The organism is Sphingobacterium sp. WOUb80, from assembly GCF_050058145.1.
GTDB lineage: Bacteria > Bacteroidota > Bacteroidia > Sphingobacteriales > Sphingobacteriaceae > Sphingobacterium.
Genome location: NZ_CP165617.1, coordinates 2454998 through 2480244, shown reverse-complemented (window position 1 = coordinate 2480244; position 25247 = coordinate 2454998). Strand labels below are relative to the sequence as shown.

Below are 25247 nucleotides of genomic sequence, written 5' to 3'. Positions count from 1 at the left end.
ATGCAATTTATATCTCAGCATGACCAGATGGACTGCGGTCCAGCTTGCCTGGCGATGATTTCGAGTCATCATGGTAAAAAATACAGTTTGGAATACCTTAAGAAAAATAGTTTTGTTACGAAAGAGGGTGTATCCTTATTAGGAATTAAGACGGCAGCATCAATGATCGGTCTGGATGGAACTGCCGCTGAGTTGAGCGTGGAAGATTTCAGCAATGATATGCTCCCATGTATCCTCCACTGGAATCAGAACCATTTTGTCGTTCTGTATAAAATTTACAACAAACCTCTATCCCAAAGGAAATCCTATAAAATTGCGGACCCCGGACATGGGAAGATCAGCTTGTCTGAGGAGCAGTTTCTGGAGTCTTGGTATTCCAAAAAAGAGAGAGGGATAGCCTTATTCCTGGAGACAACGGAAGATTTTTATCTAAAGGACCCGGAGGCAGAACTTGATAATTCCGTATGGAACCTCTTGCACTATTTAAAACCTTTCAAAAAGCAGATGATTGCTCTTTTTGTCCTGCTGCTCCTTGGAACTCTTACAACATTGGTGTTTCCAATATTGACCCAGAAGTTAATAGATGAAGGTGTACAGAAGAAGAGCATGCAGGTTGTCAGCTACATACTGATGGCTCAATTGGCTTTTTTTTCGGGAAATATCGTTTTTGATATTTTTAGAAACTGGATCACAATATCAGTCGGCGCCAAGGTAAATATTGAGATCATCTCCCAGTTTCTGGGTAAACTGATGAAGTTACCCATGAAGTTTTTTGATACAAAATTCATGGGTGATTTTAACCAGCGGATAATTGACCATGAAAGGATTGAGCAATTTTTGACCTCCCAAAGTCTAATGACTTTTTTCTCGATCATTATGTTCAGTGTGTACTTCGGTATTTTATGGTATTACGACTTCGCAATTTTGCTTTCCTACATCATTCTGACCATTTTATCTGTCCTGTGGTCAATTTTTTGGTTAAACAAAAGAAAACAGCTGGATTATATCCGGTTCCAAAGTAAGAGCCAGACCCATGAGGAGGTCTTCCAGATTATTCATGGCATCACCGAAATGAAATTGAACCAGTACGAAGAATTGAAGAGAAGGGACTGGGAACATGCTCAGCAGAAACTATATAAAATAAATCTCAGAATATTGAGGTTAGATGAAATCCAGGCATCGGGTTTTAATTTTATCAATCAGTTTAAAAACATTATGGTGACCTTTATGGCAGCGTCCTATGTTATTTCTGGTAGGATGTCACTTGGGGAGCTATTGGGGGTGTCCTATATTATAGGTCAGATAAATGGGCCCGTTAACCAGTTGATCGTTTTTTTCAGATCTCTTCAGAATGCAAAACTTAGTTTGGCCCGGTTGGACGAGATACATAGGATAGAGGATGAGGACCACGCAATGGAACATGAAAAAGTCACTGCCTCCTGGGAAGGCTCCCCCCGGACCGGAATCCAGCTCAAAGGCGTTTCTTTTCAATATGAAGGACCGGCCTCGTCTTATGTGCTACGGGACTTGAACCTTCATATCCCACATGGGAAGATTACTGCGATCGTCGGAGCCAGCGGCAGTGGAAAAACAACGTTGATGAAACTGCTCTTAAAATTTTATTCCCCAACAGATGGGGCGTTATATTTTAATGATGTCGATATGGAGAGGATTTCATCTAAAGATATGCGCAAGCTCTGTGGAGTGGTGATGCAGGACGGTTTTATATTTTCGGAGACACTTGAACGGAATATTGCAACGGGAGAGGAACTGATTGATGAAAAAAAATTTGACATGGCGGTAAAGATCTCCAATATCGAAACTTTTATAGCAGGTCTTTCCCAAGGGGTCAAAACGAAGATAGGAGCCGCAGGCAATGCATTGTCTGGAGGACAGAAGCAAAGGGTACTTATTGCCAGGGCCATATATAAAGACCCTGATTTCATATTTCTTGATGAGGCCACTTCTGCACTGGACTCTAAAAACGAGAAAGTCATACATGATAATCTACAGCTATTCCTGAAAAATAAGACCGGGGTTATCATCGCACACCGGCTGTCAACCGTAAAGCAGGCGGACCAAATTGTCGTATTAAAAAATGGTAGAATTGTTGAAGTAGGTTCCCATCAGGAACTGGCTGCAAAAAAAGGAGAATACTTTGATCTTGTACGTAATCAGCTGGAACTCGGAAATTAATTTTGCGAATGATGGAAGTTTGAATTTCGATCCTCGTTTCCATGGTAAATAAACGGCTGGGCACGGATAAAAAATTACAGCGTCATTAAGTGGTTGATGCTGAAAATTTTTGAAAGTAGCTCATGGACTTGTTCGCGTAGAAGACTATATACTGGAGTTGAGTGAAAGGGTTTGACCAGCCTTTTGTAACCATGATGCCATTTCCTCCGGTTTGGAATTCCTTTGGAAGTCCAACCGGATATTGTAGTTAATAAGCCTTGATTTCCGCAGTAAGCCTTCATTTTCATCGTTAAGGGCATGATGATCGTTTAATCGACCTTCAGAAATGATGTACAACCCTGGTCCTGAGACCATTCATTGGATGAACTGGCTGATATGGTAGTAATATTTAAAATATCGGCGGTCTGAAGCAATGAGGTAGGTAGTGGTCGCCCGCTGATAGGAGCTTTATAAATTGTTGTTTTAGCCATTCCTTACTTCGATTGACTATTTTCAGATGTTCGGCACCACTTTTTTGACGTATACCGTATCTTACCTGTGGCTAGGAAATTAATGCAGTTGGTCCGTAGTTAAATTATATACGGTTATGTAACTTAAATGATGAATTATCTTTTATGTTAAGGAATTTTAATATATTGTCAATTCTAATGTTTATTACAATTGTTAAATCGGTCCGGAGATCAAGTTCTGTCCATCAAAAGCAGCAGTAATAAAGAACGCTATATTGAAAAAAATTGTATGATAAATTGTATTTTGATTGAGGATGAACCGTTGGCAAAGCAAGGGATCGAAAAACATATTATGCAGATCCCATTCTGCAATTTAAAAGCCAGTTTTGACAATGGAATAGAAGCCTTATCCTATTTAATGGATAATGAGGTTGATCTTATTATTTCTGATATAAATATGCCGGGGCTAAATGGCATGGAATTCCTTAAGAGTTTAATGAAGAGACCATATTTTATCTTTATTACGGGGATGGCTGATTATGCCGCTGAGAGTTATGATCTGGAGGTCTTTGACTTTATTAGAAAGCCCTATACCTTTGATCGATTGATGAAATCGCTGGTTAGGTTAAACGATGTGATTTCCCGGCAAGATCAGGAATCTGTAAAACAACAGACAGGCTGTTTTACTTTACGGGATAAATATATGAACTATCTTATTCCGTACGAGCATATTCAGTTCATAGAGGGTGAAAGGGAATATATAAAGATAAATACGGTTGAGAAGGAGTATTTGACCATAAACTCACTCAAGAAAATCATTGAGTTTCTGCCCAGTGATGTATTTCTGCGGGTCCATAAATCATACATCATAAACCTTAAATTGGTTAGGGCCATCGGACCCGACAAAATAGTGATGAAAGGCAGTATTAAAGATATTCCTTTAGGATCGACATATAGGGAGGAAGTCTTCAAGAAAATGAATTTAAGATAATTCCAAAAATATGCAGGGAAAGGTTATCAGGGACTGGTTTGAGGGTTTTGCCGGAATCAAGCTTTTTAATGCCATCCTTTTGATCGTCGTTTTTTTTATTTTCCTATTAGCCTATCGCGACGCAATTGGAGATACGCCATATATGTATCTATTTGTTGCTAAGGATGTTTGTATATTTTTGATCTGTTTCTTGCTGTGGCCAGATAAGAGTATCCGTGCTTACTTTTCTTTAGCCAGGACTTTTTTTGTTCTTGCAGCCTGGTTTCTGACATTCTATGTCTTCTGGATATTATCGACCTATGCGGTGAGTTATTTTTTTCGATCCACTGCTACCGGTTATAATGCGCGCTTTGACGTTTTCCTTGATTATGTGATCGCAAAGGGCCCCAGTAGGATGATCATTGATTTTTTGCGTTTTGGTCCCGACTTCATGAGTATTTTTATACTGGCATTGGGACCGCGATGGATGAAGTTTGCGGTGGATGAAAAAATTACCAATTATAGGCGTGAAAGCCAAAATATGCAGTTGGAATTGAATTTCCTGCAATCCCAGATAAACCCCCATTTTCTATTCAATACCTTGAATAATATTTATCTTCTTCTGGATTTTGATGTGGAAAAGGGAAAGGAAATGGTTTTAAGATTAAGTACACTGATGCGTTATAATGTATATGAGTCCAAAAACGAGACCATCGATCTTGACAAAGAGCTGGACTTCATAAGCGATTTCCTATCCCTGATGCGGCTTAGGTATGGCAGCAAGGTAAAGGTCATATCAGAAATTTCCAGACCGGCAGAAAAATATTCCGTCATACCACTTTTAATGATTTCATTCATAGAAAATGCATTTAAGCACGGCCCGGATAAGAATCCAACCAACAATTTTGTGTCTGTCGAGGTAAAAGTTGCTGATGGATGTTTACATATGAATGTTGAAAACAGATTTTGCGACTTAGGTAAGGCAGGGGAAAGAACGGGCCGGACGGGATATGGAGGTATCGGAGTGATGAATGTGAAACGGAGGTTAGAATTGTACTACTCCGGGCGTTACAATCTGGATATAGATAAAAAGGACAGTTTATTTTGTGTCAATATGAAGATTCCATTAATTACGACTGGGAACTGATCCAAATCAAAGAGCTGCATGAAAAAATTAGTTTTCACAAAAAAACAGGTTGTTTTCCAGGTTGTGTTTTGGGGTTTTATTTTTACTTTTTACTCCCTTCACTATCATAGATTGGTAAGTGATTTTAAAATCTTCCTTCTCTTAAGTACAAAGGATCTTCTTATCGCTATGCTTAGTTTTTACTTTTGGCCCGAAAAACTATTCAGAAAGAACATGATAAGCCTCAGGCTATGTGCTATTATTGTGTTCTGGATCGCCGCGATTTTCGTGACCTGGGCATTTGTGACCTATTTATTATGTTATACTTTAAGGATACACGATGATTCTTACTCTTATCGGTTCAGACAATATTTAAATGCCTTTGTTGGAATGGGCTTTTGGGGAGTGTTGAGGGAATGGCGGTCATTTGCCTACGAAGTTTTGGTACTTTTCCTCTTGTCCGTAAGTCCCCGTTTTTTCAGGATGATCGTTTCCGAGAATATTAACAAAGCGAAGCTTGAAAGGGATGAGACTGAATGGGAGCTCAACGTTTTGAAGTCAGAAATCAATCCACCTTTACTTTTTAATACGTTGAATCATATTTATTACCTGTTGGATGTGGATATCGATAAAGGAAAAGATCTGATTATCCATTTGTCAAATTTGATGAGTTATACACTTTATGATTCGAAGAATGAATATATCGAAGTGTCCCGTGAAATTGAAGCGGTCGAAGATTATCTGTTATTGATGAGAAATTTCTTTGACAAACGGATACACATTAAATGGGAGATGGTCAGAATGGAGGAACCCTATATAATCCGTCCTCTTCTTATCATTCCAATCATTAACGATGTGCTTAAAAAAGGTGATAGGGATTCCGGGAGTGCTGATGTCGATATCAGCATCGATATAGTGAATGATCATTTGATGTTGGACATCTACAGGAGAAATGTTAACGAATGCGCTAAGGGAAGGGAGACCGAGTACTATATGGATGAGGAAATGAACCTCTATCACGCTAGAAAGCGATTGAACCTATATTATAAGGAAAGATTTGAAATCGTGGATACAGGCATGTCAGGGTCACGTTATTTAGGCTTGAAATTAAACCTTAAATCATTTTAGAAGCGGATTGGCCTGATACCGATTTATAATATTGGGCACTATAGCTGTATATAACCATTTCATTGGCACGGTGATCTGTGCTGAACAATCTGTTGAGAAACATGTGGACGATACTGCCTATTGCAGAGCGTAGAAAGTCCCATTGTTTTTTAGTAAGAGGCCTTAATACTTTTCGAAGGGCGGATTCATGTTGCCTAAAGATTTTTTCAGTTGCTTCTTGATCATCGGCATCTAAGTGAAGGAAAGATTGAAGAATTTCTCTATGTGTTCTATAGGAGCTGTTGATCTGCCTGGCATCATTTTTTGAAACAGCTAGTTCCAATTTTAGATTTTCTGCCCAGCGGCTGGTGAACAGGATCCGGTCCCCGATATCGACGTTAAAAGAATTGAATAAGGAATCGATTCCTTTAATGGCAGCGAGCCATTGGAAATGTGGATTGCAGTTACCTTCCGTACCCAGTAATCTCAATACCATCGTACTGTTTAGAGCAAAAATTGTTTCGGCTGTTTCGATTGTTTCCAATCCATAGCGCTCCAGCTCCCTTTCATAAGTGTCATATTGAATACCCATAATTTTATTGTGTTCTATTAAAGGATTGAGCTGGGTCTGGAAGATTTCCGTTGTTGCCTGAAATGCATTGGGGAACGATTCCGGATGATGGAACCTTATTCTAAGATGTGGGGCGGGGTCGTTGAATCTAACAAAGAACCATTTATCAACGATTCCTTGTTCCTGCAATTGATCCGCTATGTTGTGTATGCTTGTGCGTAGGATTTCATCCATAACCGAAGGGGCGCAATACAGTTTTATATAGGACCATCTGGTTCCCGGAGGAAAAGTACGTATAGGTGAATGCTGTGGAACTACCGTTTGCAGGGCAGGTACATTGATGCTTTCAATCTTTGACATGAAGGGTATGACCAGTTCATTTAAGAAACTCTGTTTTTTGCTGTTTTTTAGGATAGGTTCCCCTGGGTTTAAGAATTCATAAAGGATAACAGCTCCCTTTCTTAACTTCCCACACAGTATACCTTGTCCATGGGAAGTCCGGCAATCAATGTATAATTCGTTATCTCCCTCTGCGAGGAGTACTATATGGTCAAGCTTATAATTTTCAATCAGATCATTGATCAGAACATGATCCGGTTTTTTGATAACCTGTTTCTCTATGTACCAACGTGCCCTTGAAAGAATAAGGTGTTTGTAGGTAATGCGTGGCAGAAATGCGTTTTTTTCAAGTTCTTTCCAGTTCCATCGAAGTGAATTAGGAGCATATTGAAATTGGAGGTCACCAAGGAATCTATAAATAGGATTTCCTCTTTTATAGTTGTGGGCTGAGGATATTCTTGGTATAATGTATTTATCGAGTCTTAATGAGCGGAGATAGATTTTATTGTTTTTTATTGAAATCACGATATCCTCAAGCGGAATCTGAAATTCCTTAGTTTTTGAGGAGTTTCCTAAGACAGGTATTTCATAAGCGTAAAAATCTGGACGGCACAGGATATTGGAATCCTTTTCATGGGGAGTATGGGCAATTTCCGCAACAATGAAATTTTCGTACGCCTGCTGGTCATGGATTACACACTCCTGTAATTTTTCTTTCAGCACGGGATCGATTTCAGCAAAGCGTGCCATCATCGTTATGCTTGATGCCCCTCCCCAGGATTTCAGCTGAAATGAGAAATCCTCCGTATGCCCTGACTTTGGGTGCAAGGTGCCAAAAGCGAATGAAGTAGCAGGTATATGGATCTCACTATTTTCAGAAGGCATGATATCTGCGGTGTCAAGTTCAATGGTCCTTTGATTGGCTATTAACCTTTTATTTATTTGATTCCGGATTGTTTTTTTAGGATGTGGCGCCGAGGACAGTGCCAGCATTTTCAATAATGGATTTGCGGCTCTGTACTGTTCTGTTTTGTCCCCGTATCCAATGGAAATATCTGAATCCATAACCTCAAGTAAAGGGACTTCCTGCAAATCATATTTTGCGATGAATTGTTTTTTGAAGAATTCAATCTCAGGCACTTCGATAGGTTCGGCCAAATGAATGAGTTCTGATAATTCCTTAGCTATTGTACCTAATAGGTTGCGATCAATATTAACTTTTACCGGAATCAACTGTCTGTTTATTTCCAGCTCCGATAGCAAGTTTTCTTCGGTTTCCTGAGAAAGCTTCTCCCAGTGTAGAAGCATCTCAGCGGCATCGTGATCAATTCTATATGATACGTTAGAGGCCAATTTGCTTAGTGGGGAAGGTAACGGCAAATTTGAGAGGAGTTTTCTATACTTGTTTCCGGAAAGAGCAGGCTCGATGTCTGATATTAAAAATTCCGAGTAAATTAACTGGTTTATATAATGCTGTGCTGCTTTTTGTTCTAATCCATTATTTACCAGGTAATTGGCTAGTCCTTGATAGGTAGTTCCTTCACTGACCTTTTGATACACTAATTTCAAAAGTGGATTTACTTTTATTTTTACTCTATCGATCGCTGTGTCCTCAGACGCCGACTTCTGTGCATATCTGAAGTGTCCTCCATGGTAAAATAGAGTGGAATTTCTGTGGATAAGCAGTTTGCTTAAGCTGCCAGTCATGGCACTTCCCCTGAATTTTTTCGAAAGGAAGGAGGCACTTAACCGTGAATATACCTTAGTGGTGGACTTAATCTCCAAATGCGTTTTTTCCTTTGAGACAGTTCCTATTGCAGTACCGGCAGATATACCGAAAGGTGTTGCTCTTGTGGCCATTCTGGAAATATATTTGTAGAGAGTGGAAAGGTGTTTCTCCTCAAGTGCTGAGTTGCCTATTAACCAGGATTGTATGATTCCTCCAAAATGTTGTGAGGATATAATCATGGCGGTGAGAATCTCCGGGTTCTGCTGGAATAATGAACGGAAGGCAGTGGTTAATTCCTCAACCGATCTGGTTGTATTGATTTCTTGAAGTGCATTGAGCGGTAAGGAAGGAGCGCGCAGTAAAAAAAAACTGCAGTGAACTAATTTCATGAATATTATTGTTTGAGATTACAGACCGTCAATAATTCTATCAATACAATTATTAAATGTTTCTGCTGAAAAAGGCTTGTTAAGTTCTACATATTTGAACTTTGACAGATAGTCTTCAATTTGTGGAAAGACAATAAGTGGAAGTACCGAGGTTATGACAATGATAGTGTTCTTAGGGATCAGCACCAAAAGCTTTGGGATATTTGACACTCCGGGAATGCAGTAGTCAAGAAATACAATCCTAGGCCGACAATCAGATATGGATGTATAGAAGACATCCATATCTGTTATGACACATTCAAGCTTAAGTCCGGAATTGCCATTAACATATTGAGAAATCTGCCTTATGGCCAGTGGTTCATCTTCGATTAATATGCAATTCATGACCATTATAGGAATGGATAATTGTTGGAAACCGATTAAAATAATGTCGATGTTACGAAGGTGGGAACAGATTCATCATCAGAAAGGGTATCTTTTCCCGAAGCTCGGATCACCTTGGTATTGAAGTTGGAAACTGTCAGTACTTCAAGTTCCAGATAGTGCTGTAATTCATTTGTTGGTTGTTGTTGCATAATATTTTTTTTACAAACATCATTTCTTTATCGTTTCTGTACACTTTTTTTTTATGAACATGTTGATTTTGTTATATGAATTGCCCTTTTGGATCAATATTTAGATTTTATAATGTGATCAAATTTAAAACTACATGAATAATAGAGCTATGAATTAAAGAGTAGATGACAGTATTTCCAAATAAAAATATTGTGCTTACGGGGAAGGTTGCAATAAGAATTACTACCCCTGTTTTATTCGCAGTTGGAAGAACTGAACAATTGAAAATATTTATTTTATGTTTTCTGGTAAAGAACCCTAATTTTAATGTAGAAACTAATAGGATAATAATGTAATAAACAACAAATTGAGAAATATTTTTTAGAGGCTCCTAATATCGTATTTAATTCGAAAAAGAAGCTTTGTGGAATTTCAAGATAACTATAAATGGCATAGCATTATTCAGCAATTTCCTAAGTATTGGAGACTGTAACGTAAACTTTGTCAACGGAATAATTCAATAAGGTTTTTATATTTCATTATTCAAAGGTCATGGTTATGAAAGAAAAGACCCCATTTGATTTTTCGTTAGTGTTTGTTTTTAATGGCACTCAAGGGGGCTTCGCCGTTTTGAACGCTTCAAAGAGGAAGCTATGCAAGGTCTTTATAACGGAAAAAGTTTATCCCCCAATGATGGCGTTCTAGCGCCCTTAATGAAGCATTTACTGGAGTCGATAATGGATAGCGAGATGGAAAGTCACCTTCAGGAAGATAAAGCTTCCGGGAACTCCAATCGTCGGAATGGCAAGGTCAAAAAGACGGTTCGAGGTCTTAATACCGGTACATTTGAACTTGAATCTGGACGGGATAGATCTGGTACATTTGAGCCCAAGGTAGTTCCCAAACGTCAGCTTATTATAACAGAACAGCTGGAATGTCATGTGCTGAGTATGTATGCCAAAGGTGTGAGCACACGTGCAGTAAGTGATTTTATCCGCGAGATGTATGCTATGGAGATTTCTGCAACTGAAATATCCCGTATTACAGAAAGCGTCATGCCTGCTGTTAGCGAGTGGCGAAGTCGTCCGCTAGAAGACGTCTATCCCTTTGTTTTCCTAGATTGCATGCATTATAAAGTCCGTCAGAATGGTACAGTTGAGTCCCGGGCCATTTATAATATCTTGGGCATAGGAATGGATGGTCGCAAAGACCTGATAGGGCTTTATAGTTCGGAAAACGAAGGAGCAAAATTCTGGCTATCCGTACTCACCTATCTAAAGCAACGCGGTGTAGAGGACATCCTGATAGCCTGTATTGATGGACTGAATGGCTTTCCTGAAGCTATAGAAACTATTTTTCCAAAAACAAAAGGTCAGTTATGCGTTGTCCATCAGATTAGATCAAGCATGCGCTACGTTACTGAAAAGGACAAAAAGGCTGTTATTGAAGATTTAAAGCCCGTTTGTAAAGCTGTAAACGAAGAAATGGAATATGAAAAACTACTGGTCTTTGAAGAGAAATGGGGCAAGAAATATCCCATAGCCGCTAAGTCATGGCTCGATAACTGGATCAACCTCTCTACTTTTTTGAGTATGATGAGCAGGTGCGTAAGACTTTTATACCACTAATCCTATTGAAGTAATACACCGTCAGATCCGAAAAATTACGAAGGCTAAGGGTGCATTCAGTTCTGAGCAGGCTCTTATGAAGCTGATATTTCTGATAATAAAGAACATTTCTAAAAAGTGGACAATGCCAGTGCATAACTGGGGCTTGACCATATCCCAACTTTATATTAAATTGGGGGATACGCTCAAAATTGATAGAGGCTTTTAGATTTTGGTTAATTATCCAATGACACAGTTTTAGTTACACTTCCACGTGATTGGAATAAACTTCCAATCACGCTTACTTTCGATCATCTCATCAATTTGCTTACATTTCCTATAATGAAGTATAGTGATTAAATATCTAAATTATTCGGCATCAACTTATCTCTCATTTTTACAAGTTGATTATTCGTAATTTAAAGCAGCAATTCTTTTCAAACTTTCAATAAATTCATTCAACAAATAATCATTTAGGAGTACAAAAGCCTCTTTACATTCAGTAAAGAGGCTTTTTTTTTACATTTGTTGGGTCTGACTTTTTTGATGATTACCACAATTGGCTGATTTTAACTGATCAAGACAAACATTAAAGCTGATACATCCTGATATCAGCTTATACCTAATCCCAATTTTCAATCAGTTTTTAGACAGCGATTAGTCACTTGTTATTCAGTGTCTACTGAGCGATCACTGAGCAAGCACTGAACAATCACTGAACAAGCAATGTCTAAAATACTAATTTGATAACTATTTGATTCTAATTTGCTGCAGCTATTGCTTACTCTTTGGTGTTTCTTCGCTTATTGTAGCTACATTCATTAGACCTTCCTTGGTATTCGTTCGCTATTTATGTGGTGTTTCTTTGTTTATTCTTTGGTATTTTAACGATAAAAAAGCAATAAAACAGCAAAGAAACGGTAAAGGAGGTGTAATCTTGAACCAGACTTGTCTATAAGAAAGATAAATTGACTACCCACGAATTTGTAATAAGATAGGAGCTTTTTTTTGTGTAAACTTTTTTTTATCTGAATATTGTTGTTTAAATTGGAAATACCAAATATAAACTTGGATGAAAGCGTTATTTTTATCTTTGGCATTAGTATGTTTTTTTCTCGGACATGGGCAGGTTGGCTTTGTCCTAAAAGGAAAAAAGAATGTTAAACTGCCCTTCCTTTTTGTACATAATTTAGTCGTTATTCCGGTTCAGGTTAATGGATATCGGATGAACTTTCTATTGGATACGGGGGTTAAGGAAACGATGATATTTGGAGAGACTTTAAAATCAATTGACAGTGCCGTTTTCGTTAATAAATTTCAGGGTTTAGGTAGGAGCGAAGGGTTAGATGGTTATCTGTCTATAAATAATCACGTCATTGTTGCTGATGTTTATGAGGATTTAGATCAGCCGATCTATATTCTACAAAATGCACATATTGATATTTCTACCCGAATCGGAATAGAGGTCAATGGGATTATGGGAAGCCGTTTTTTTGAAAACTATCCGGTAGAAATGGATTTTCAGAAACATCGAATTACCTTATACCATAAAGATAGTCAGCCGAAAGGATTGGCTAAAATGCAGCCTTTGCCTCTAGATATTTTAAATAGTCGACCCTATGTATCGGTGGCTTTTAAACAGGGAAATGAAGCAATTGATGGCCGTGTGTTAATTGATATGGGAAATAGTGATGCTTTAATGCTTATTCCTTCAAAATTAAATAATTTTGACATTAAACCTCCCTTTATCGAGGATTACATAGGTCAGGGCTTTAATGGTGAGATCTATGGGAAAAGAAATCGAATAAGGTCCCTTGAGTTGGGACCATTTACGATGAATTACCCGCTGGTTGCCTATCCCGAATTGAGCTCTTTGCAGCACGCAACTTTTGTGAGCGAGCGGATAGGCTCCATTGGAAATGAACTGTTACGTCGCTTTAAGGTCGTTTTTGACTATCCAAATAAAATGGTATACCTTCGTAAGAATAAAGATTTCGATCGGTTTTACTATTTAAATATGAGTGGTTTGGAAATTATACATGATGGGATTAAATACGAAAAGGAAGAGATTCCTGTTGTTCTTCAGAAGGACGGCGGTACAGAAGTAAGAATGGATAATAGCGTACAATATCGTTTTGTACTCAGAAATATGTATAAGATTGCAACGGTACGTGCAGGCTCACCTGCGGCAATTGCGGGATTGATGCCTGACGATAAAGTGCTACGGATCAATGGTAGATCCGCATCATCTTTCTCGCTGGAATCTATTCATAATCTATTCAAGACAGAAGAGGGAAAGGAGATGAGGTTTCGGATAACAAGAGGTGAGCGTACATTTGATTTTAAATTTGTTTTAAAAGATCCCTTACCATTCAACTCAAATTAAATGTTGTAAAAATTGGAAGTTTAAGCTTAACTTACCTATATTTGCACCCGATAATAATTTTTTAACAATTAAACACGAAGAGATATGTTGGTCGCCAAGATTATAACACAGCAAGCTTTTAAGGCAAATGGATTTGCCAAAGGCAATCTTCGTGCTTTTCGTTGTATTTAAGATATTCTTTAAATTATGAAAGCATCTTGATGTATGCAATCTCGTAGAGATTGTTCGTTAGATCAAGTCCATAGTTTCGAATAAACCAATTTAAACAGATGAAAAAGCCGAAGTTCATTCGGGCTTTTTATTTTCCGGATTTTCTGTTCAATGAACATAAGCAAATTTTTAATGGGCTTAATAGCTGTGCGCTTACCTGCAGCACGATGGAGTCTATGTTAAATGTGTAGTAAGCAGCTTAGTAGCTGAATTGAACGATTAATTCCAATAGAATATTCCCGAATTTTTTTAAAATGCTGTCAATTTTCGAGAGAACTTTGATGGCTAGTGTTTTATAGTTTTTTATAAAAATGGGAAGTAAATTATCTGGGAAAGATCTATTAAAAATAGGTTTTCCACAAAATAATATAGTTAATACAGCTTTAGGATTGATTACGCATCATCGGAAGAAAGAAAATAAAGAAACCATTCTTCTTGAATTAACGGAGGTTCTGAAGGACCCCAATAGGTTTATGGGGCACAATATATGGGGGAAAGTCTCTGAGGGCTTGGTTAAACCCGTTGAAGTACGCATGCGGGAGCTTAACGAGCATGGTGCTCCATTTACCATATTTGGTGAAAATGAAATTGATGAGCAGGCAAAAAAGCAGCTGTACGATGCGTTGAAACTACCTATTGCGAAGCAAGGGGCGCTGATGCCCGATGCACATACGGGCTACGGTCTTCCTATTGGAGGAGTTTTGGCAACAGAAAATGCGGTTATACCCTATGGTGTAGGAGTTGATATAGGATGCCGTATGAGCTTATCGATATTCGATTTACCTGGCAGTTATTTTAAGGGGCGGGAATTCCAGCTAAAAAATATACTAAAGGAAAATACCAAATTTGGTTTGTATGACACGCATCCGGTGAAGCACGATCATGCGATTTTTACCAAAACTGAATTCAGCGAAATTCCACTGCTGAAATCCTTATTGAGTAAGGCATACAGGCAGTTTGGGACCTCTGGAAGCGGAAATCATTTTGTCGAGCTTGGAGTTGTTGAGCTTGGTGTTACACGAGCAGAGTGGGGGATAGTACCCGGGCAATATTTAGCTGTCTTGTCCCATAGTGGATCCCGAGGCCTGGGGGCGAATATCGCTCAACATTATACAGCTCTTGCGGCTCGTTTATGTCCTTTACCTCGGCATGTTCAGCACTTGGCCTGGTTGGATTTGGCGACACAGGAGGGACAGGAATATTGGATGGCCATGAATTTAGCCGGAGAATATGCCCAAGCATGCCATGAAGATATTCATAGACGTTTGGCCAAGGCACTCGGGGTACAACCTGTGTTGACGATCGAAAATCATCATAACTTTGCCTGGAAGGAATCTGTGGATGGTAATGAATGTATTGTGCACCGAAAAGGAGCAACACCTGCAGGTAAAGGCGTATTGGGGGTAATTCCTGGTTCGATGACAGCGCCTGGGTTTATTGTGGAAGGAAAGGGAAATATTTTGAGCTTACAATCTGCTTCACATGGAGCGGGACGCGCGATGTCGAGGTCTGCTTGTATAAATAGCTTGACCAAAAGTGCCATGCTGAAAGATTTAGAGGACCATGGGGTCGAATTAATCGGTGGGTCGCTGGATGAATCTCCGCGAGCTTATAAGGATATTCATCGGGTGATGAAATTGCAGGAAGAACTGGTTCATGTCCTTGGTACATTCAGTCCAAAAATTGTTCGCATGGATAAATAGTATGGTAGAGGAAATGTATTTGCAAGTTACCTCAGGACGAGGTCCTAAGGAATGTAATTTGGCTGTGCGGCTTGTGGTTGACCGTATGTCATCGGAAGCCCACAAAAATGGTGTAATACTAATGGTGATGAAAGCAGAGCTCCTTGAAGGATTGCCATGTTCAATAATCGTGAGATTGACAGGGTGTGACCTTGGCCTATTTGTCGAGCGCTGGCGTGGCACCATCTGTTGGGTCTGCAAAAGTCCGTTTAGGCCTTTACACAGGCGTAAGAATTGGTTTGTCGAAATTAAAAGCTGTCACCCACCTACAAAGAAGAAGGTGTTGGATTTGAAGGATGTACATTTTCAGTCTATGCGCAGTAGTGGAGCCGGAGGGCAGCACGTCAATAAAGTAAGCTCAGCAATAAGGGCAACACATCGCCCAACAGGCGTAAGTGTTCAAGTGATGGACACAAGATCGCAACTGCAGAACAAAGAGCTTGCCATTGAGCGGTTAGCAGAATGTCTGGAGGAGTTTGCGCGCGCTAAGCTCCATGTCGCTAAAGAAGAGCAATGGCGAAATCAGCTCGAAGTGAAAAGAGGTCTGGCAAAACGTGTTTTTCATGGACAGAAATTTATTGAAAAATAAATCATTTCTCTTGGTTTTGTATTCTAAAAATTGAGAAGGCGCCTACTTGGATTAATGAAAAAAAGCCATGAACCCCAGTTCATGGCTTTTTTTTTGAACGTTTTAGATGTAATGTTCTTTTATGTTTAACCGTATTTTCTTCTGTAAAAGATCTGAAATATAGAAAATAATTTGTTTAATTGCCTTGGTAATTAGTATCTTTAAGATGGACAGTCCGATAAATGGATGTCGAAACTATATAAACTTAAATAGCATTCATGGCTTGGATCGTGACAGGTTATGATGTGTTGAATTTCAAAATTCGATATGATGATTAAATCTCCCGGTTTCCTTTTTAAGGAGGCAATTAAGAACGAAAATCCGTTGCAAGTTGTTGGGGCTGTTAACGCCAATCATGCCCTTTTGGCCCAGCAGGCTGGCTTTAAAGCAATTTATCTTTCTGGTGGTGGTGTTGCCGCCGGATCATTGGGAATCCCGGATCTTGGCATTACAACGCTTCAGGATGTGTTGATTGATGTTGACCGCATTACAAATGTCTGTAATCTTCCACTTCTGGTGGACATTGATACAGGCTTTGGCCCATCGGCGTTTAATGTTGCACGTACCATAAAATCGTTAATTAAAGTAGGTGCGGCGGCAATACATATGGAAGATCAAGTAGGGGCTAAACGCTGTGGGCATCGCCCCGGAAAAGAGCTTGTGTCAAAATTCGAAATGGTTGATCGGCTGAAAGCTGCTGTGGATGCACGGACCGACGACGATTTTGTCATCGGTGCGCGTACTGATGCTCTTGCTTCTGAAGGTCTGGATCTTGCTCTGGAAAGGGCTGTTGCCTATAAGGAGGCAGGGGCAGACTTTATCTTCGCCGAAGCTGTGCATCAATTGGATCAATATATTCAATTTAGCGCAGCGACTGGCTTACCTGTTTTGGCTAATATCACCGAATTTGGGCAAACTCCTTTGTGTAACCTTGATGAGCTGCGTCAGGCGCATGTCTCCATCGTGTTATATCCCTTGTCCGCTTTTAGGGCTGCCAATAAAGCTGCAACAAATGTGTATCATCATATCCGACAAGATGGTAGCCAGGCTAAAGTGATTGACCAGATGCAAACGAGAGAAGAGCTGTATAGAAGTATCGATTATTATGCCTATGAAAATCGATTGGATAAATTGTTTAACAAATAATTATAGACAGATGGAAGAGACAAAAGATACTAGTTTTAAACCCAAGAAAAGTGTTGCACTCTCGGGAGTACCCGCTGGGAATACCGCGCTGAGTACTGTGGGTAAAAGTGGCAATGATTTGCATTATAGAGGGTATGATATTTTGGATTTGGCGTACCAGGCTAGTTTTGAGGAGGTGGCTTACTTGCTTGTTTATGGTAGTTTACCAACGCAGGCGCAGTTAACTGGCTATCAAAGCCAGCTGATTAGTCAGCGTGGGTTGCCGATTACCGTTCAGCAAGTACTGAAGCAGCTACCGTCTACCGCCCATGCGATGGATGTCTTGCGGACTTATGTCTCTTTTTTTGGAAGTGTATCACCCGAAAAAGAAAGTCATCCCATTGCTGGTGCACGGGATATCGCCACCCGTCTGATGGCTTCCATGGCTTCAGCTTTGCTATACTGGTATCATTTTAGTCAGCATGGACGCGAGATTCAGGTGGAGACCGCTGATTCCACTTTAGGAGGGCATTTCTTGCACCTGCTTCACGGTAAATCCCCTTCGGCATCTTGGGTAAGGGCCATGCAGATTTCGCTTAATTTATACGCTGAACATGAGTTTAATGCTTCGACCTTTAGTGCGCGGGTCATCGCTGGGACAGGATCTGATCTGTATTCCTGTATAGCAGGTGCTATTGGTGCGCTTCGTGGTCCCAAGCACGGTGGAGCCAATGAGGTAGCATTTGAAATCCAGAGTCGTTATGCGGATGCCGATGAAGCGGAAGCCGATATCCGTAAACGCTTGGCAAATAAAGAGGTTATTATTGGTTTTGGCCATCCTGTGTATACGATTTCGGATCCAAGAAATCAAGTAATTAAACAGGTAGCCAAGGAGCTGTCCGAAGAAGCAGGAGACATGACACTGTATCTGATTGCGGAAAGATTGGAAAAGGTGATGTGGGAAGAAAAGAAAATGTTTCCCAATTTGGATTGGTATTCTGCCGTATCCTACCATCTAATGGGAATTCCAACAGAAATGTTTACGCCATTATTTGTTCTAGCTCGTATCACCGGTTGGTCGGCACACGTATTTGAACAACGGCAAGATGGAAAAATTATCAGACCAAGTGCAAATTATATAGGGCCAGACGATAGGCCTTTCGTCCCTATTTCCGAACGATAAATTCTGATTTAGGAATAAACAGAAGTTTCGGTCGGGGATAATTTGAGGACAAGGAAACGTAAAAAACAATATAAAGAATTTCGAACGACAATCTTATACGAAATAAAATAATGAGTTCAGCAATATCAAATGAGAGGCCACAGCCAGATCAGGTTTTAGTGGACATTGTGGACTACGTCCTAAATTATACAATTGAAGAAAAAGTAGCATGGAATACGGCATTTTACTGTTTTCTTGATACCATAGGTTGTGGTTTGGAGGCTTTAACCTATCCTGCTTGTACGAAATTGCTGGGACCAATTGTACCCGGAACTATTGTACCAAATGGCGCAAGAGTGCCGGGTACGAATTTCCAGCTCGATCCAGTTCAGGCAGCATTTAACATCGGTACAATCGTTCGATGGTTGGATTTTAATGATACTTGGCTTGCTGCCGAATGGGGACATCCATCTGATAATCTCGGCGGGATTTTAGCTGTAGCGGACTGGTTGAGTAGGACTCACATCGCAAATGGTCAGAAGCCTTTGAAAGCTAAGCAGCTACTGGAAGCCATGGTCATGGCGCATGAGATACAAGGTGTTTTGGCCCTTGAAAATTCGTTCAATAAAGTAGGCTTAGATCATGTTATTTTAGTGAAAGTAGCTTCAACAGCTGTTGTGGGTCGACTGATAGGGCTGACAAAAGAGGAACTTCTTAATGCGGTTTCTTTGGCTTTTGTGGACGGCCAGGCATTACGTACTTACCGGCACGCTCCCAATACAGGCAGCCGAAAATCCTGGGCCGCAGGTGATGCTACTTCACGTGCCGTTCGTTTAGCCTTGATTGCGAAGACCGGAGAAATGGGGTATCCGTCTGTTCTGACTGCTCCAATATGGGGATTTTACGATGTGTCTTTTAAAGGCAATGCATTTAAATTTCAACGTGCCTACGGATCCTATGTAATGGAAAATATACTCTTTAAAATTTCCTTCCCTGCCGAGTTCCATGCACAGACAGCTGCCGAAGCTGCTATGCAACTTCATCAGCAATTGAAGGAATTTGGGAAAAGTAGTGCGGATATTGCGCGCGTAACAATTCGTACACATGAAGCCGCCATCCGGATCATCGATAAAAAGGGACCTTTACATAATCCTGCAGATCGCGATCACTGCATTCAGTATATGGTTGCCGTCCCTTTAATCTTTGGCCGTTTAACAGCTGAAGATTATGAAAATCATATTGCTTCAGATCCGAGAATAGATGAGCTTCGCGATAAAATTTTCTGTATTGAAGACTCTCGATTCACCTCGGACTACCACGACCCACAGAAGCGGGCTATTTCAAATGCTTTGACAATTGAGTTGAATGATGGGACCCTATTGCCTGAATTGGTTGTCGAGTACCCGATAGGCCATCCAAGACGTAGGGCAGAAGGAATCCCTAAGTTAATCGAAAAATATAAAACCAACCTTGCGCGGGTATTTTCTGAAAAGAAACAGCGGCAGATACTCGAAGCAACATTGGACTACGATACTTTTGTTGATCAGGATGTTTCTTATCTTATGGATTTGTTTGCACAATAAAAATAGGGGAGCAAATCGCTTCCCCTATTTTAATCATATTGCCCTGATACTACTAAATTATTCAATTCAGATAACTTTATTCTTACTATTTGGTCGTTTTTATCTTTTTGCTGAATGGTCCGTTTCTTATCAGCAGGAAAAGGCCTTGACTCGGTTTTCGCAACTGTTGGTCCTTTCGAAATCATGAAGGTTTTTAAGTTTACGGTTGATATTCCAGTGTTAATCGTGTTCATACTATAGCGCTGCAGTATTCGGCAAAACGAATAAGCAGATCATCTAATGCCAATTTGAAAGGAAGCCATTATAAAATTTGAAATTCCGCTTCGCTAATTCTTTTAATGATTCCGGTACATCCCATTGTTCACCGTAAGCATAAAATGCTTGGCATTCCGCTACGAAAATCGGGAGGGTTGTGAGGTCGATATGACCAAATACCCCACCTGTATAAGAAGCATAACCTACTCCTAAAATTGCGCCAATATCGCCGTCAATAGGTCGGTCAATTATCCCCCCTTCTAGACAACGATAGCTATCTAATGCCATGACATGAAGCAGTCTTTTACGAATAGTTGGTGGGGTTAAAGTGTTTGATTGTAGTGATATAGTCGGGTTTTTCCAAATTGTTTTCTTTTTGCTTTCTATGTCATAATCGTAAAATCCAGCGCCTGATTTTTTACCTTTTCTTCCCTGGTCGACCATTTTTTTGAGGTAGCTATATGCCCGTTGCTGGCTGGCGTGGAGAGCAGGAAATTGATCGTAAACATGAAGCATCAATTCCAGAGATATTTCGTCCAATACCGCCAAAGGGCCCACTGCAAATCCTGCTGCGACCGCTTCCTCTTCGATCAGCAAAGGAGAAATTCCTTCCAGTACCATTGTGATGCCCTCCAGTAAATAGTTGAAGAAAATGCGCGACGTAAAAAATCCCGGGCCATCATGCACTATTATTGGAATTTTATTAAGCCTTAATGCTGTTGTAAGTGCTTTCTCCAAGGTTATTTCATCAGTTTCCTTTCCGCAGATAATCTCTACCAGTGGCATGCGGTCCACGGGAGAAAAGAAATGCATGCCGATAAAACTTTTGGCATCATGAGCTGCTTTTGCAAGCTCAGTAATGGGTAAAGAGGTTGTATTTGAGGCGAAAAAACCGTTATCTGCCAAATAGGGAAGGCTTTCCTGAGTGACGGCTGCTTTTAAAGGAAAATCTTCAAATACAGCTTCTATAATACAGTCCGATCCATTGAGGTCGTCGACTTTTTCCGTAGGTTTTATGCGGGAAAGCAATTGTTCGTGTTGAGATTGGTTCAGGATTCCAAGAGCTAGCAATTTTTCGCAAAGCTGGGTCGAATAAGCTTTGCCCCCTTCGGCCTGAATGATTGTAACATCTTTTAAAACAACTTCGATTCCTGCCCGGGCAGCTTCGTAGGCAATACCCGATCCCATCATTCCTGCACCTAAAATTCCTATTTTTTTTAAGCTATAGTTATTCAGTAGCCGAATTCGGCTTGGTGATTGCGCATCTTGAACGCCATAATAGAGGGTTCGGACCATATGGAGCGGTTCGGGGCGATTGAGCACTTCAAGATATAAAGTGACCTCTTGCTCGATCGCTTGAATTGGGGTAGACGAAGCTCTTTTCTTTACCAATTCTACGACTGCATTCGTTCCGGGGTATAAGCCACGTGTCTTTCTTTGGATATTGAGAATGGCTTCAGGGCTTACCTGATCTATTTGTTGGGTTTCCTCTGAAATCAGAAGGGGATTTCTAAGAATCCATTTTTTTGCCAGTAATATGCCCTCGTCTTGTTGCTGCGAAACTTCATCAATTAATCCCTGTTTGTAAGCTTCTTCACTATTCATGAGCTTGCCCTGCGTTAGAAGATTTAAGGTAGCGGAATTCCCGATCAATGAAGGTAAATAAATGGTACTTCCAAAACCTGTAAACAAACCGTATTTGCTTTCCGGGAAGCCAAATTTGAGCTTTTGGGGGGCAATACGGTAACCAGCCCATAGCATAGTTGCCAGTGCAATATCTGTACAGTTTTCTGTAAAAATCGAGACGATAGGCTTGTTCAACTCTTTCCATGCCAAGACTTTCAGTATAAGTGACTTTAATGTTGATGCAGTTGAATCACTAGGGAGGAATTGATTAAATAATGGGGTATATTCGATTTTTCCGGCCGGAATCGGACAATAGTATATTACGCCAGTTGTATCTTCCTGTTGAAGCGTAGAGGTAACTAAATCGGCAAATTGCAGGAGATAATCTACGATATGCAGTTGTTCGGGAAGTACCGTTGATAGGGGACTTATCGTAGCAATCTGTAGATTATCCCGCTCGATGTGAAAAAGGGATTGTTGTAAAGAAGGTTTATTTTCATCCATGATACTAGAAAATTGATAAGAATATTTTAATTAGACTTACCCGATTGATAAGTGATATTATCTATTGTCATTTTCGCTATAATTTCGAGCATGATTTCTGACGTTCCGCCGATAATTGTGCCGACACGTACATCCCGATACAAGCGTGCTATTTTATAGTCTTCGGTAAAACCATAACCACCAAATAGTTGGAGACACTGATTGACCACTTGTACCGCGAGTTCGCTCGCTTGTAATTTAGCAATAGAGCATTCCTGTACCGCATACTCATGCTGGTTTTGAAGATCACAGCAATGATAAACAAAGGCTTTAGTCGTGGCGATATCTGCAGTCATTTGTGCAATGCGATGTCTGATGGTTTGGAATTCCTGAATTTTTTTTCCAAAAGCTTCCCGCTGTGCGATATACTCGAGTGTATATTGAAGGGCAGAATCTGCGGTTGCAATACTATGTATGGCAGCAGTAAGCCGCTCCAGTTGGAGACCGTCCATTAAATAACGAAATCCTTCGCCTTCTTTCCCGACAAGGTGGGCAATGGGAACCCTGACATTGTTAAATCCCAATTCGGCAGTATCCGATGCATGCCAGCCTAATTTATTAATCTTATTTGTAGAAACTCCCGGTGTATTTTTATCGATAATTAGTAGACTAATACCCTTTGTACCTTGATTGGGATCGGTTTTGACCGCGGTGATGAAGAAATCCCCGTAGTAACCATTGGTAATAAACGTTTTGGAACCGTTGACAATATAAAAGTCGCCGTCGCGAACTGCGGTCGTTTTGATATGTTTCACATCGGAGCCTGCACCGGGTTCAGTAATTGCAACTGCACTGATCATATCGCCAGCTATGACCGGTTTAAGATAACGTGTTTTTAGCTCATCTGAACCATATTTCAATAAATAAGGGGCGGACATGTATTGGATAACAAGTGCGGAGATGGTAAATCCTCCTGAGAAGCAATAGGACAATTCCTCACAAAGCACCAGCGAGTAATAAAAATCGAGATCAACTCCGCCATAAACTTCTGGATAATTGAGCCCCATGAGTCCCATGTCACCCATCTTCTTCCAGATACTTCGATCTATTTCTCCCCGTTTTTCCCAGTCATCGACATAGGGAATGATTTCTTTCCGAATAAATGCGCGAAGTGTGTCGCGAAAAATTTGATGTTCAGCTGTAAACCGGATTGTCTGCATAATCGTTTATCTTGCTTCTGGTTATTTTATATGCGTGGGTTTATGAATGCCCGCTCGCTAGGATTTTATGTAAACGAATTTAATGAAAAGCCTTCGCTTTTCGCAAATTTTTATTCTTTATTTTCTGTTAAATTGTTTAGGTAGGGAAGTTTTTTGGTTGATTTTTATCCATTTATTTTGTTTTTATACAAAAAATAAAACTGAGTTGTTGTGTTGTCTCTCTTATATTTTTTATCTTTAGGCATAATTATAAACTTTTTATACCATGTCAAAGAGAGTATTTATCGTTGCCGCGAAACGTACGCCAATTGGAAGTTTTGGCGGTGCATTGTCGTCTATCTCAGCTCCAGATCTCGCTGCTCATGCTGTCCGCGCTGTAATGGCTGAAACAGGTGTCTCTACTGATTCAATTGATGAAATTATTATTGGTGCCGTTTTGCAAGCTGATCTGGGTCAGGCCCCAGCCCGGCAGGTCGCCCGATTGGCTGGTTTGTCAGATCATACTTCCGCAACAACGCTCAATAAGGTATGTGCAAGCGGAATGAAAGCAATAGCGGTGGCTGCACAGTCCATTTTACTGGGAGATGCAGATATCGTAATTGCAGGTGGGATGGAGAGCATGAGTAGAGTGCCATTTTATGCAAATACCATGCGTTGGGGCGCCAGGTTTGGAGCTCAAAATCTCAGCGATGGCTTACAGCGAGACGGTCTTAGTGATGCCTATTCGAATGAAGCAATGGGTGTCTTTGCAGAATTATGCGCCGAAAAATACAATATCAGCCGCGAAGACCAAGATAATTATGCAATCAGTTCTTATAAGCGCAGTCTCGATGCTTGGCAAAAAAATAAATTTTTAAAAGAGGTTCAGCCTATAGCAATACAAACGCGTAAAGGGGAAATGACCGTTTCACGGGATGAGGAGTTTTCTCAAGTCAATTTTGATAAGATACCCGAACTTAAACCCGCCTTCAAAAAGGATGGAACGGTCACTGCAGCAAACGCATCGACAATCAGTGACGGGGCTGCGGCAGTACTTCTGATGTCTGCTGAAAAAGTGAGTGCGCTTGGCCTGACCCCATTAGCCGAAATTGTGGCTTACGCCGATGCCGAACAGGCGCCAGAGTGGTTTACAACTACTCCAAGTGTTGCTACGGAAAAAGTATTGAAAAAAGCTGGACTGACGATTTCAGATATTGACTATTTTGAATTTAATGAAGCTTTTTCTGTTGTAGCTTTGGCAAATGCACAAATTTTAGGCTTGCCATTGGATAAGGTAAATATTTATGGTGGCGCAGTTTCCTTAGGTCATCCATTAGGTTGCTCAGGAGCGAGAATTATCGTCACATTAAGCAGTATCTTAAGGCAAGAGGGGGCGTCCATTGGACTGGCAGCAATATGTAATGGTGGCGGTGGCGCCTCTGCGATGATTATAAAAAAGATTTAAGTTCTTCGTCCAGATAATGCTCCTGGAGTTTTATCTGGACGGAGTTTACGCTTATTGAATGGGAATGTTTTTAACCACGCAGCTTCCCGCTTAATTATATACGGGAAGTAACAGCACTATTCTTCATATAGCCGACTGGCTTCAACGCCATGTAGTGCAAGTTCTGATTCGATTTCCGTTGGATTTAATCGAATGCCTTCTATGGTTAATAGATTATAAATAGAATCCAAGTCGATTTTCCATTCGTGGATGCCATTCAATTTTTCAACAGCCTGTTTAATTTTGTCTACAAGACTGGGATGTTGTGCATTAGTTTCGAAAATGAGCTTTTCCATAGTGTTTCAT

Annotated in this window: 17 protein-coding genes and 1 pseudogene; 12 read left to right on the top strand and 6 right to left on the bottom strand. The window is 40.3% G+C overall.

The genetic code is table 11. The annotated features are described in order from the left end of the window. Complete coding sequence (locus tag AB1Z56_RS10415) at nt 1-2196, top strand: peptidase domain-containing ABC transporter (protein ID WP_426791981.1); 2196 nt, start codon at nt 1-3, stop codon at nt 2194-2196. A gap of 308 nt (nt 2197-2504) precedes the next feature. On the opposite strand, the gene AB1Z56_RS10410 is transcribed toward AB1Z56_RS10415, so the two are convergent. Then, nucleotides 2505-2666, bottom strand: coding sequence for a hypothetical protein (locus tag AB1Z56_RS10410; protein ID WP_426791980.1), 162 nt, complete (start codon nt 2664-2666; stop codon nt 2505-2507). A gap of 268 nt (nt 2667-2934) precedes the next feature. Between AB1Z56_RS10410 and AB1Z56_RS10405 the strand changes: the two genes are divergently transcribed. From AB1Z56_RS10405 to AB1Z56_RS10395, 3 genes are all read left to right on the top strand, one after another. Then, a complete protein-coding gene (locus AB1Z56_RS10405) occupies nt 2935-3636 on the top strand; it encodes a LytR/AlgR family response regulator transcription factor (protein WP_426791979.1) in 702 nt (233 codons plus the stop codon). Between the two features lie 10 nt (nt 3637-3646). Further along, nucleotides 3647-4762, top strand: coding sequence for a sensor histidine kinase (locus AB1Z56_RS10400; RefSeq protein ID WP_426791978.1), 1116 nt, complete (start codon nt 3647-3649; stop codon nt 4760-4762). A 213-nt stretch (nt 4763-4975) separates the two neighbouring features. Beyond that, nucleotides 4976-5869 (top strand): histidine kinase, encoded by an 894-nt coding sequence (locus tag AB1Z56_RS10395; protein WP_426791977.1) that lies wholly within the window; start codon nt 4976-4978, stop codon nt 5867-5869. On the opposite strand, the gene AB1Z56_RS10390 is transcribed toward AB1Z56_RS10395, so the two are convergent. Next, a complete protein-coding gene (locus AB1Z56_RS10390; protein ID WP_426791976.1) occupies nt 5856-8876 on the bottom strand; it encodes a lantibiotic dehydratase in 3021 nt (1006 codons plus the stop codon). The genes AB1Z56_RS10395 and AB1Z56_RS10390 overlap by 14 nt on opposite strands. A gap of 419 nt (nt 8877-9295) precedes the next feature. Beyond that, nucleotides 9296-9451 carry a hypothetical protein gene (locus tag AB1Z56_RS10385; RefSeq protein WP_426791975.1) on the bottom strand — a complete coding sequence of 52 codons (156 nt, stop codon included), beginning with the start codon at nt 9449-9451 and terminating at the stop codon, nt 9296-9298. Between the two features lie 633 nt (nt 9452-10084). Between AB1Z56_RS10385 and AB1Z56_RS10380 the strand changes: the two are divergent. The 7 genes and pseudogenes from AB1Z56_RS10380 (at nt 10085) to AB1Z56_RS10350 (ending at nt 19874) form a co-directional block, all read left to right on the top strand. Then, nucleotides 10085-11267 (top strand): annotated as a pseudogene (locus AB1Z56_RS10380) (IS256 family transposase). Nucleotides 11268-12110: 843 nt separating this feature from the next. After that, nucleotides 12111-13424, top strand: coding sequence for a PDZ domain-containing protein (locus AB1Z56_RS10375; RefSeq protein ID WP_426791974.1), 1314 nt, complete (start codon nt 12111-12113; stop codon nt 13422-13424). 521 nt (nt 13425-13945) lie between these two features. Continuing rightward, the gene (locus AB1Z56_RS10370; RefSeq protein ID WP_426791973.1) at nt 13946-15337 is read left to right on the top strand and encodes an RtcB family protein; all 1392 of its coding nucleotides are present in this window, start codon (nt 13946-13948) and stop codon (nt 15335-15337) included. 1 nt (nt 15338) lies between these two features. Next, the gene (gene prfH / locus AB1Z56_RS10365; protein WP_426791972.1) at nt 15339-15965 is read left to right on the top strand and encodes a peptide chain release factor H; all 627 of its coding nucleotides are present in this window, start codon (nt 15339-15341) and stop codon (nt 15963-15965) included. 306 nt (nt 15966-16271) lie between these two features. Then, a complete protein-coding gene (prpB, locus tag AB1Z56_RS10360) occupies nt 16272-17150 on the top strand; it encodes a methylisocitrate lyase (RefSeq protein WP_426791971.1) in 879 nt (292 codons plus the stop codon). A gap of 10 nt (nt 17151-17160) precedes the next feature. Further along, on the top strand, nt 17161-18312 hold the full coding sequence (gene prpC, locus AB1Z56_RS10355; protein WP_426791970.1) for a bifunctional 2-methylcitrate synthase/citrate synthase: 1152 nt from the start codon (nt 17161-17163) through the stop codon (nt 18310-18312). A gap of 110 nt (nt 18313-18422) precedes the next feature. Next, nucleotides 18423-19874 (top strand): bifunctional 2-methylcitrate dehydratase/aconitate hydratase, encoded by a 1452-nt coding sequence (locus AB1Z56_RS10350; RefSeq protein ID WP_426791969.1) that lies wholly within the window; start codon nt 18423-18425, stop codon nt 19872-19874. A 276-nt stretch (nt 19875-20150) separates the two neighbouring features. Here the strand turns inward: AB1Z56_RS10350 and AB1Z56_RS10345 are convergent, their stop codons facing one another. Further along, nucleotides 20151-22259 (bottom strand): 3-hydroxyacyl-CoA dehydrogenase NAD-binding domain-containing protein, encoded by a 2109-nt coding sequence (locus tag AB1Z56_RS10345; protein ID WP_426791968.1) that lies wholly within the window; start codon nt 22257-22259, stop codon nt 20151-20153. Between the two features lie 26 nt (nt 22260-22285). After that, entirely contained in the window at nt 22286-23458 is a 1173-nt protein-coding gene (locus AB1Z56_RS10340; RefSeq protein WP_309363886.1) for an acyl-CoA dehydrogenase family protein, read from the bottom strand. Between the two features lie 265 nt (nt 23459-23723). On the opposite strand from AB1Z56_RS10340, the gene AB1Z56_RS10335 reads away from it, so the two are divergent. Then, on the top strand, nt 23724-24902 hold the full coding sequence (locus AB1Z56_RS10335) for a thiolase family protein (protein ID WP_309363888.1): 1179 nt from the start codon (nt 23724-23726) through the stop codon (nt 24900-24902). Between the two features lie 116 nt (nt 24903-25018). Here the strand turns inward: AB1Z56_RS10335 and AB1Z56_RS10330 are convergent, their stop codons facing one another. Beyond that, the gene (locus tag AB1Z56_RS10330; protein WP_046672939.1) at nt 25019-25237 is read right to left on the bottom strand and encodes a hypothetical protein; all 219 of its coding nucleotides are present in this window, start codon (nt 25235-25237) and stop codon (nt 25019-25021) included. Nucleotides 25238-25247 lie beyond the last annotated feature (10 nt).

Bases quoted from the DNA above. Each gene is read 5' to 3' on its own strand.
- AB1Z56_RS10395 (WP_426791977.1), top strand. From the start codon at position 4,976: ATGATAAGCCTCAGGCTATGTGCTATTATTGTGTTCTGGATCGCCGCG.
- prfH (WP_426791972.1), top strand. From the start codon at position 15,339: ATGGTAGAGGAAATGTATTTGCAAGTTACCTCAGGACGAGGTCCTAAG.
- AB1Z56_RS10410 (WP_426791980.1), bottom strand. From the start codon at position 2,666: ATGGCTAAAACAACAATTTATAAAGCTCCTATCAGCGGGCGACCACTA.
- prpB (WP_426791971.1), top strand. From the start codon at position 16,272: ATGATGATTAAATCTCCCGGTTTCCTTTTTAAGGAGGCAATTAAGAAC.
- prpC (WP_426791970.1), top strand. From the start codon at position 17,161: ATGGAAGAGACAAAAGATACTAGTTTTAAACCCAAGAAAAGTGTTGCA.
- AB1Z56_RS10375 (WP_426791974.1), top strand. From the start codon at position 12,111: ATGAAAGCGTTATTTTTATCTTTGGCATTAGTATGTTTTTTTCTCGGA.
- AB1Z56_RS10345 (WP_426791968.1), bottom strand. From the start codon at position 22,259: ATGGATGAAAATAAACCTTCTTTACAACAATCCCTTTTTCACATCGAG.
- AB1Z56_RS10370 (WP_426791973.1), top strand. From the start codon at position 13,946: ATGGGAAGTAAATTATCTGGGAAAGATCTATTAAAAATAGGTTTTCCA.
- AB1Z56_RS10335 (WP_309363888.1), top strand. From the start codon at position 23,724: ATGTCAAAGAGAGTATTTATCGTTGCCGCGAAACGTACGCCAATTGGA.
- AB1Z56_RS10330 (WP_046672939.1), bottom strand. From the start codon at position 25,237: ATGGAAAAGCTCATTTTCGAAACTAATGCACAACATCCCAGTCTTGTA.
- AB1Z56_RS10350 (WP_426791969.1), top strand. From the start codon at position 18,423: ATGAGTTCAGCAATATCAAATGAGAGGCCACAGCCAGATCAGGTTTTA.
- AB1Z56_RS10415 (WP_426791981.1), top strand. From the start codon at position 1: ATGCAATTTATATCTCAGCATGACCAGATGGACTGCGGTCCAGCTTGC.
- AB1Z56_RS10385 (WP_426791975.1), bottom strand. From the start codon at position 9,451: ATGCAACAACAACCAACAAATGAATTACAGCACTATCTGGAACTTGAA.
- AB1Z56_RS10340 (WP_309363886.1), bottom strand. From the start codon at position 23,458: ATGCAGACAATCCGGTTTACAGCTGAACATCAAATTTTTCGCGACACA.
- AB1Z56_RS10390 (WP_426791976.1), bottom strand. From the start codon at position 8,876: ATGAAATTAGTTCACTGCAGTTTTTTTTTACTGCGCGCTCCTTCCTTA.
- AB1Z56_RS10400 (WP_426791978.1), top strand. From the start codon at position 3,647: ATGCAGGGAAAGGTTATCAGGGACTGGTTTGAGGGTTTTGCCGGAATC.
- AB1Z56_RS10405 (WP_426791979.1), top strand. From the start codon at position 2,935: ATGATAAATTGTATTTTGATTGAGGATGAACCGTTGGCAAAGCAAGGG.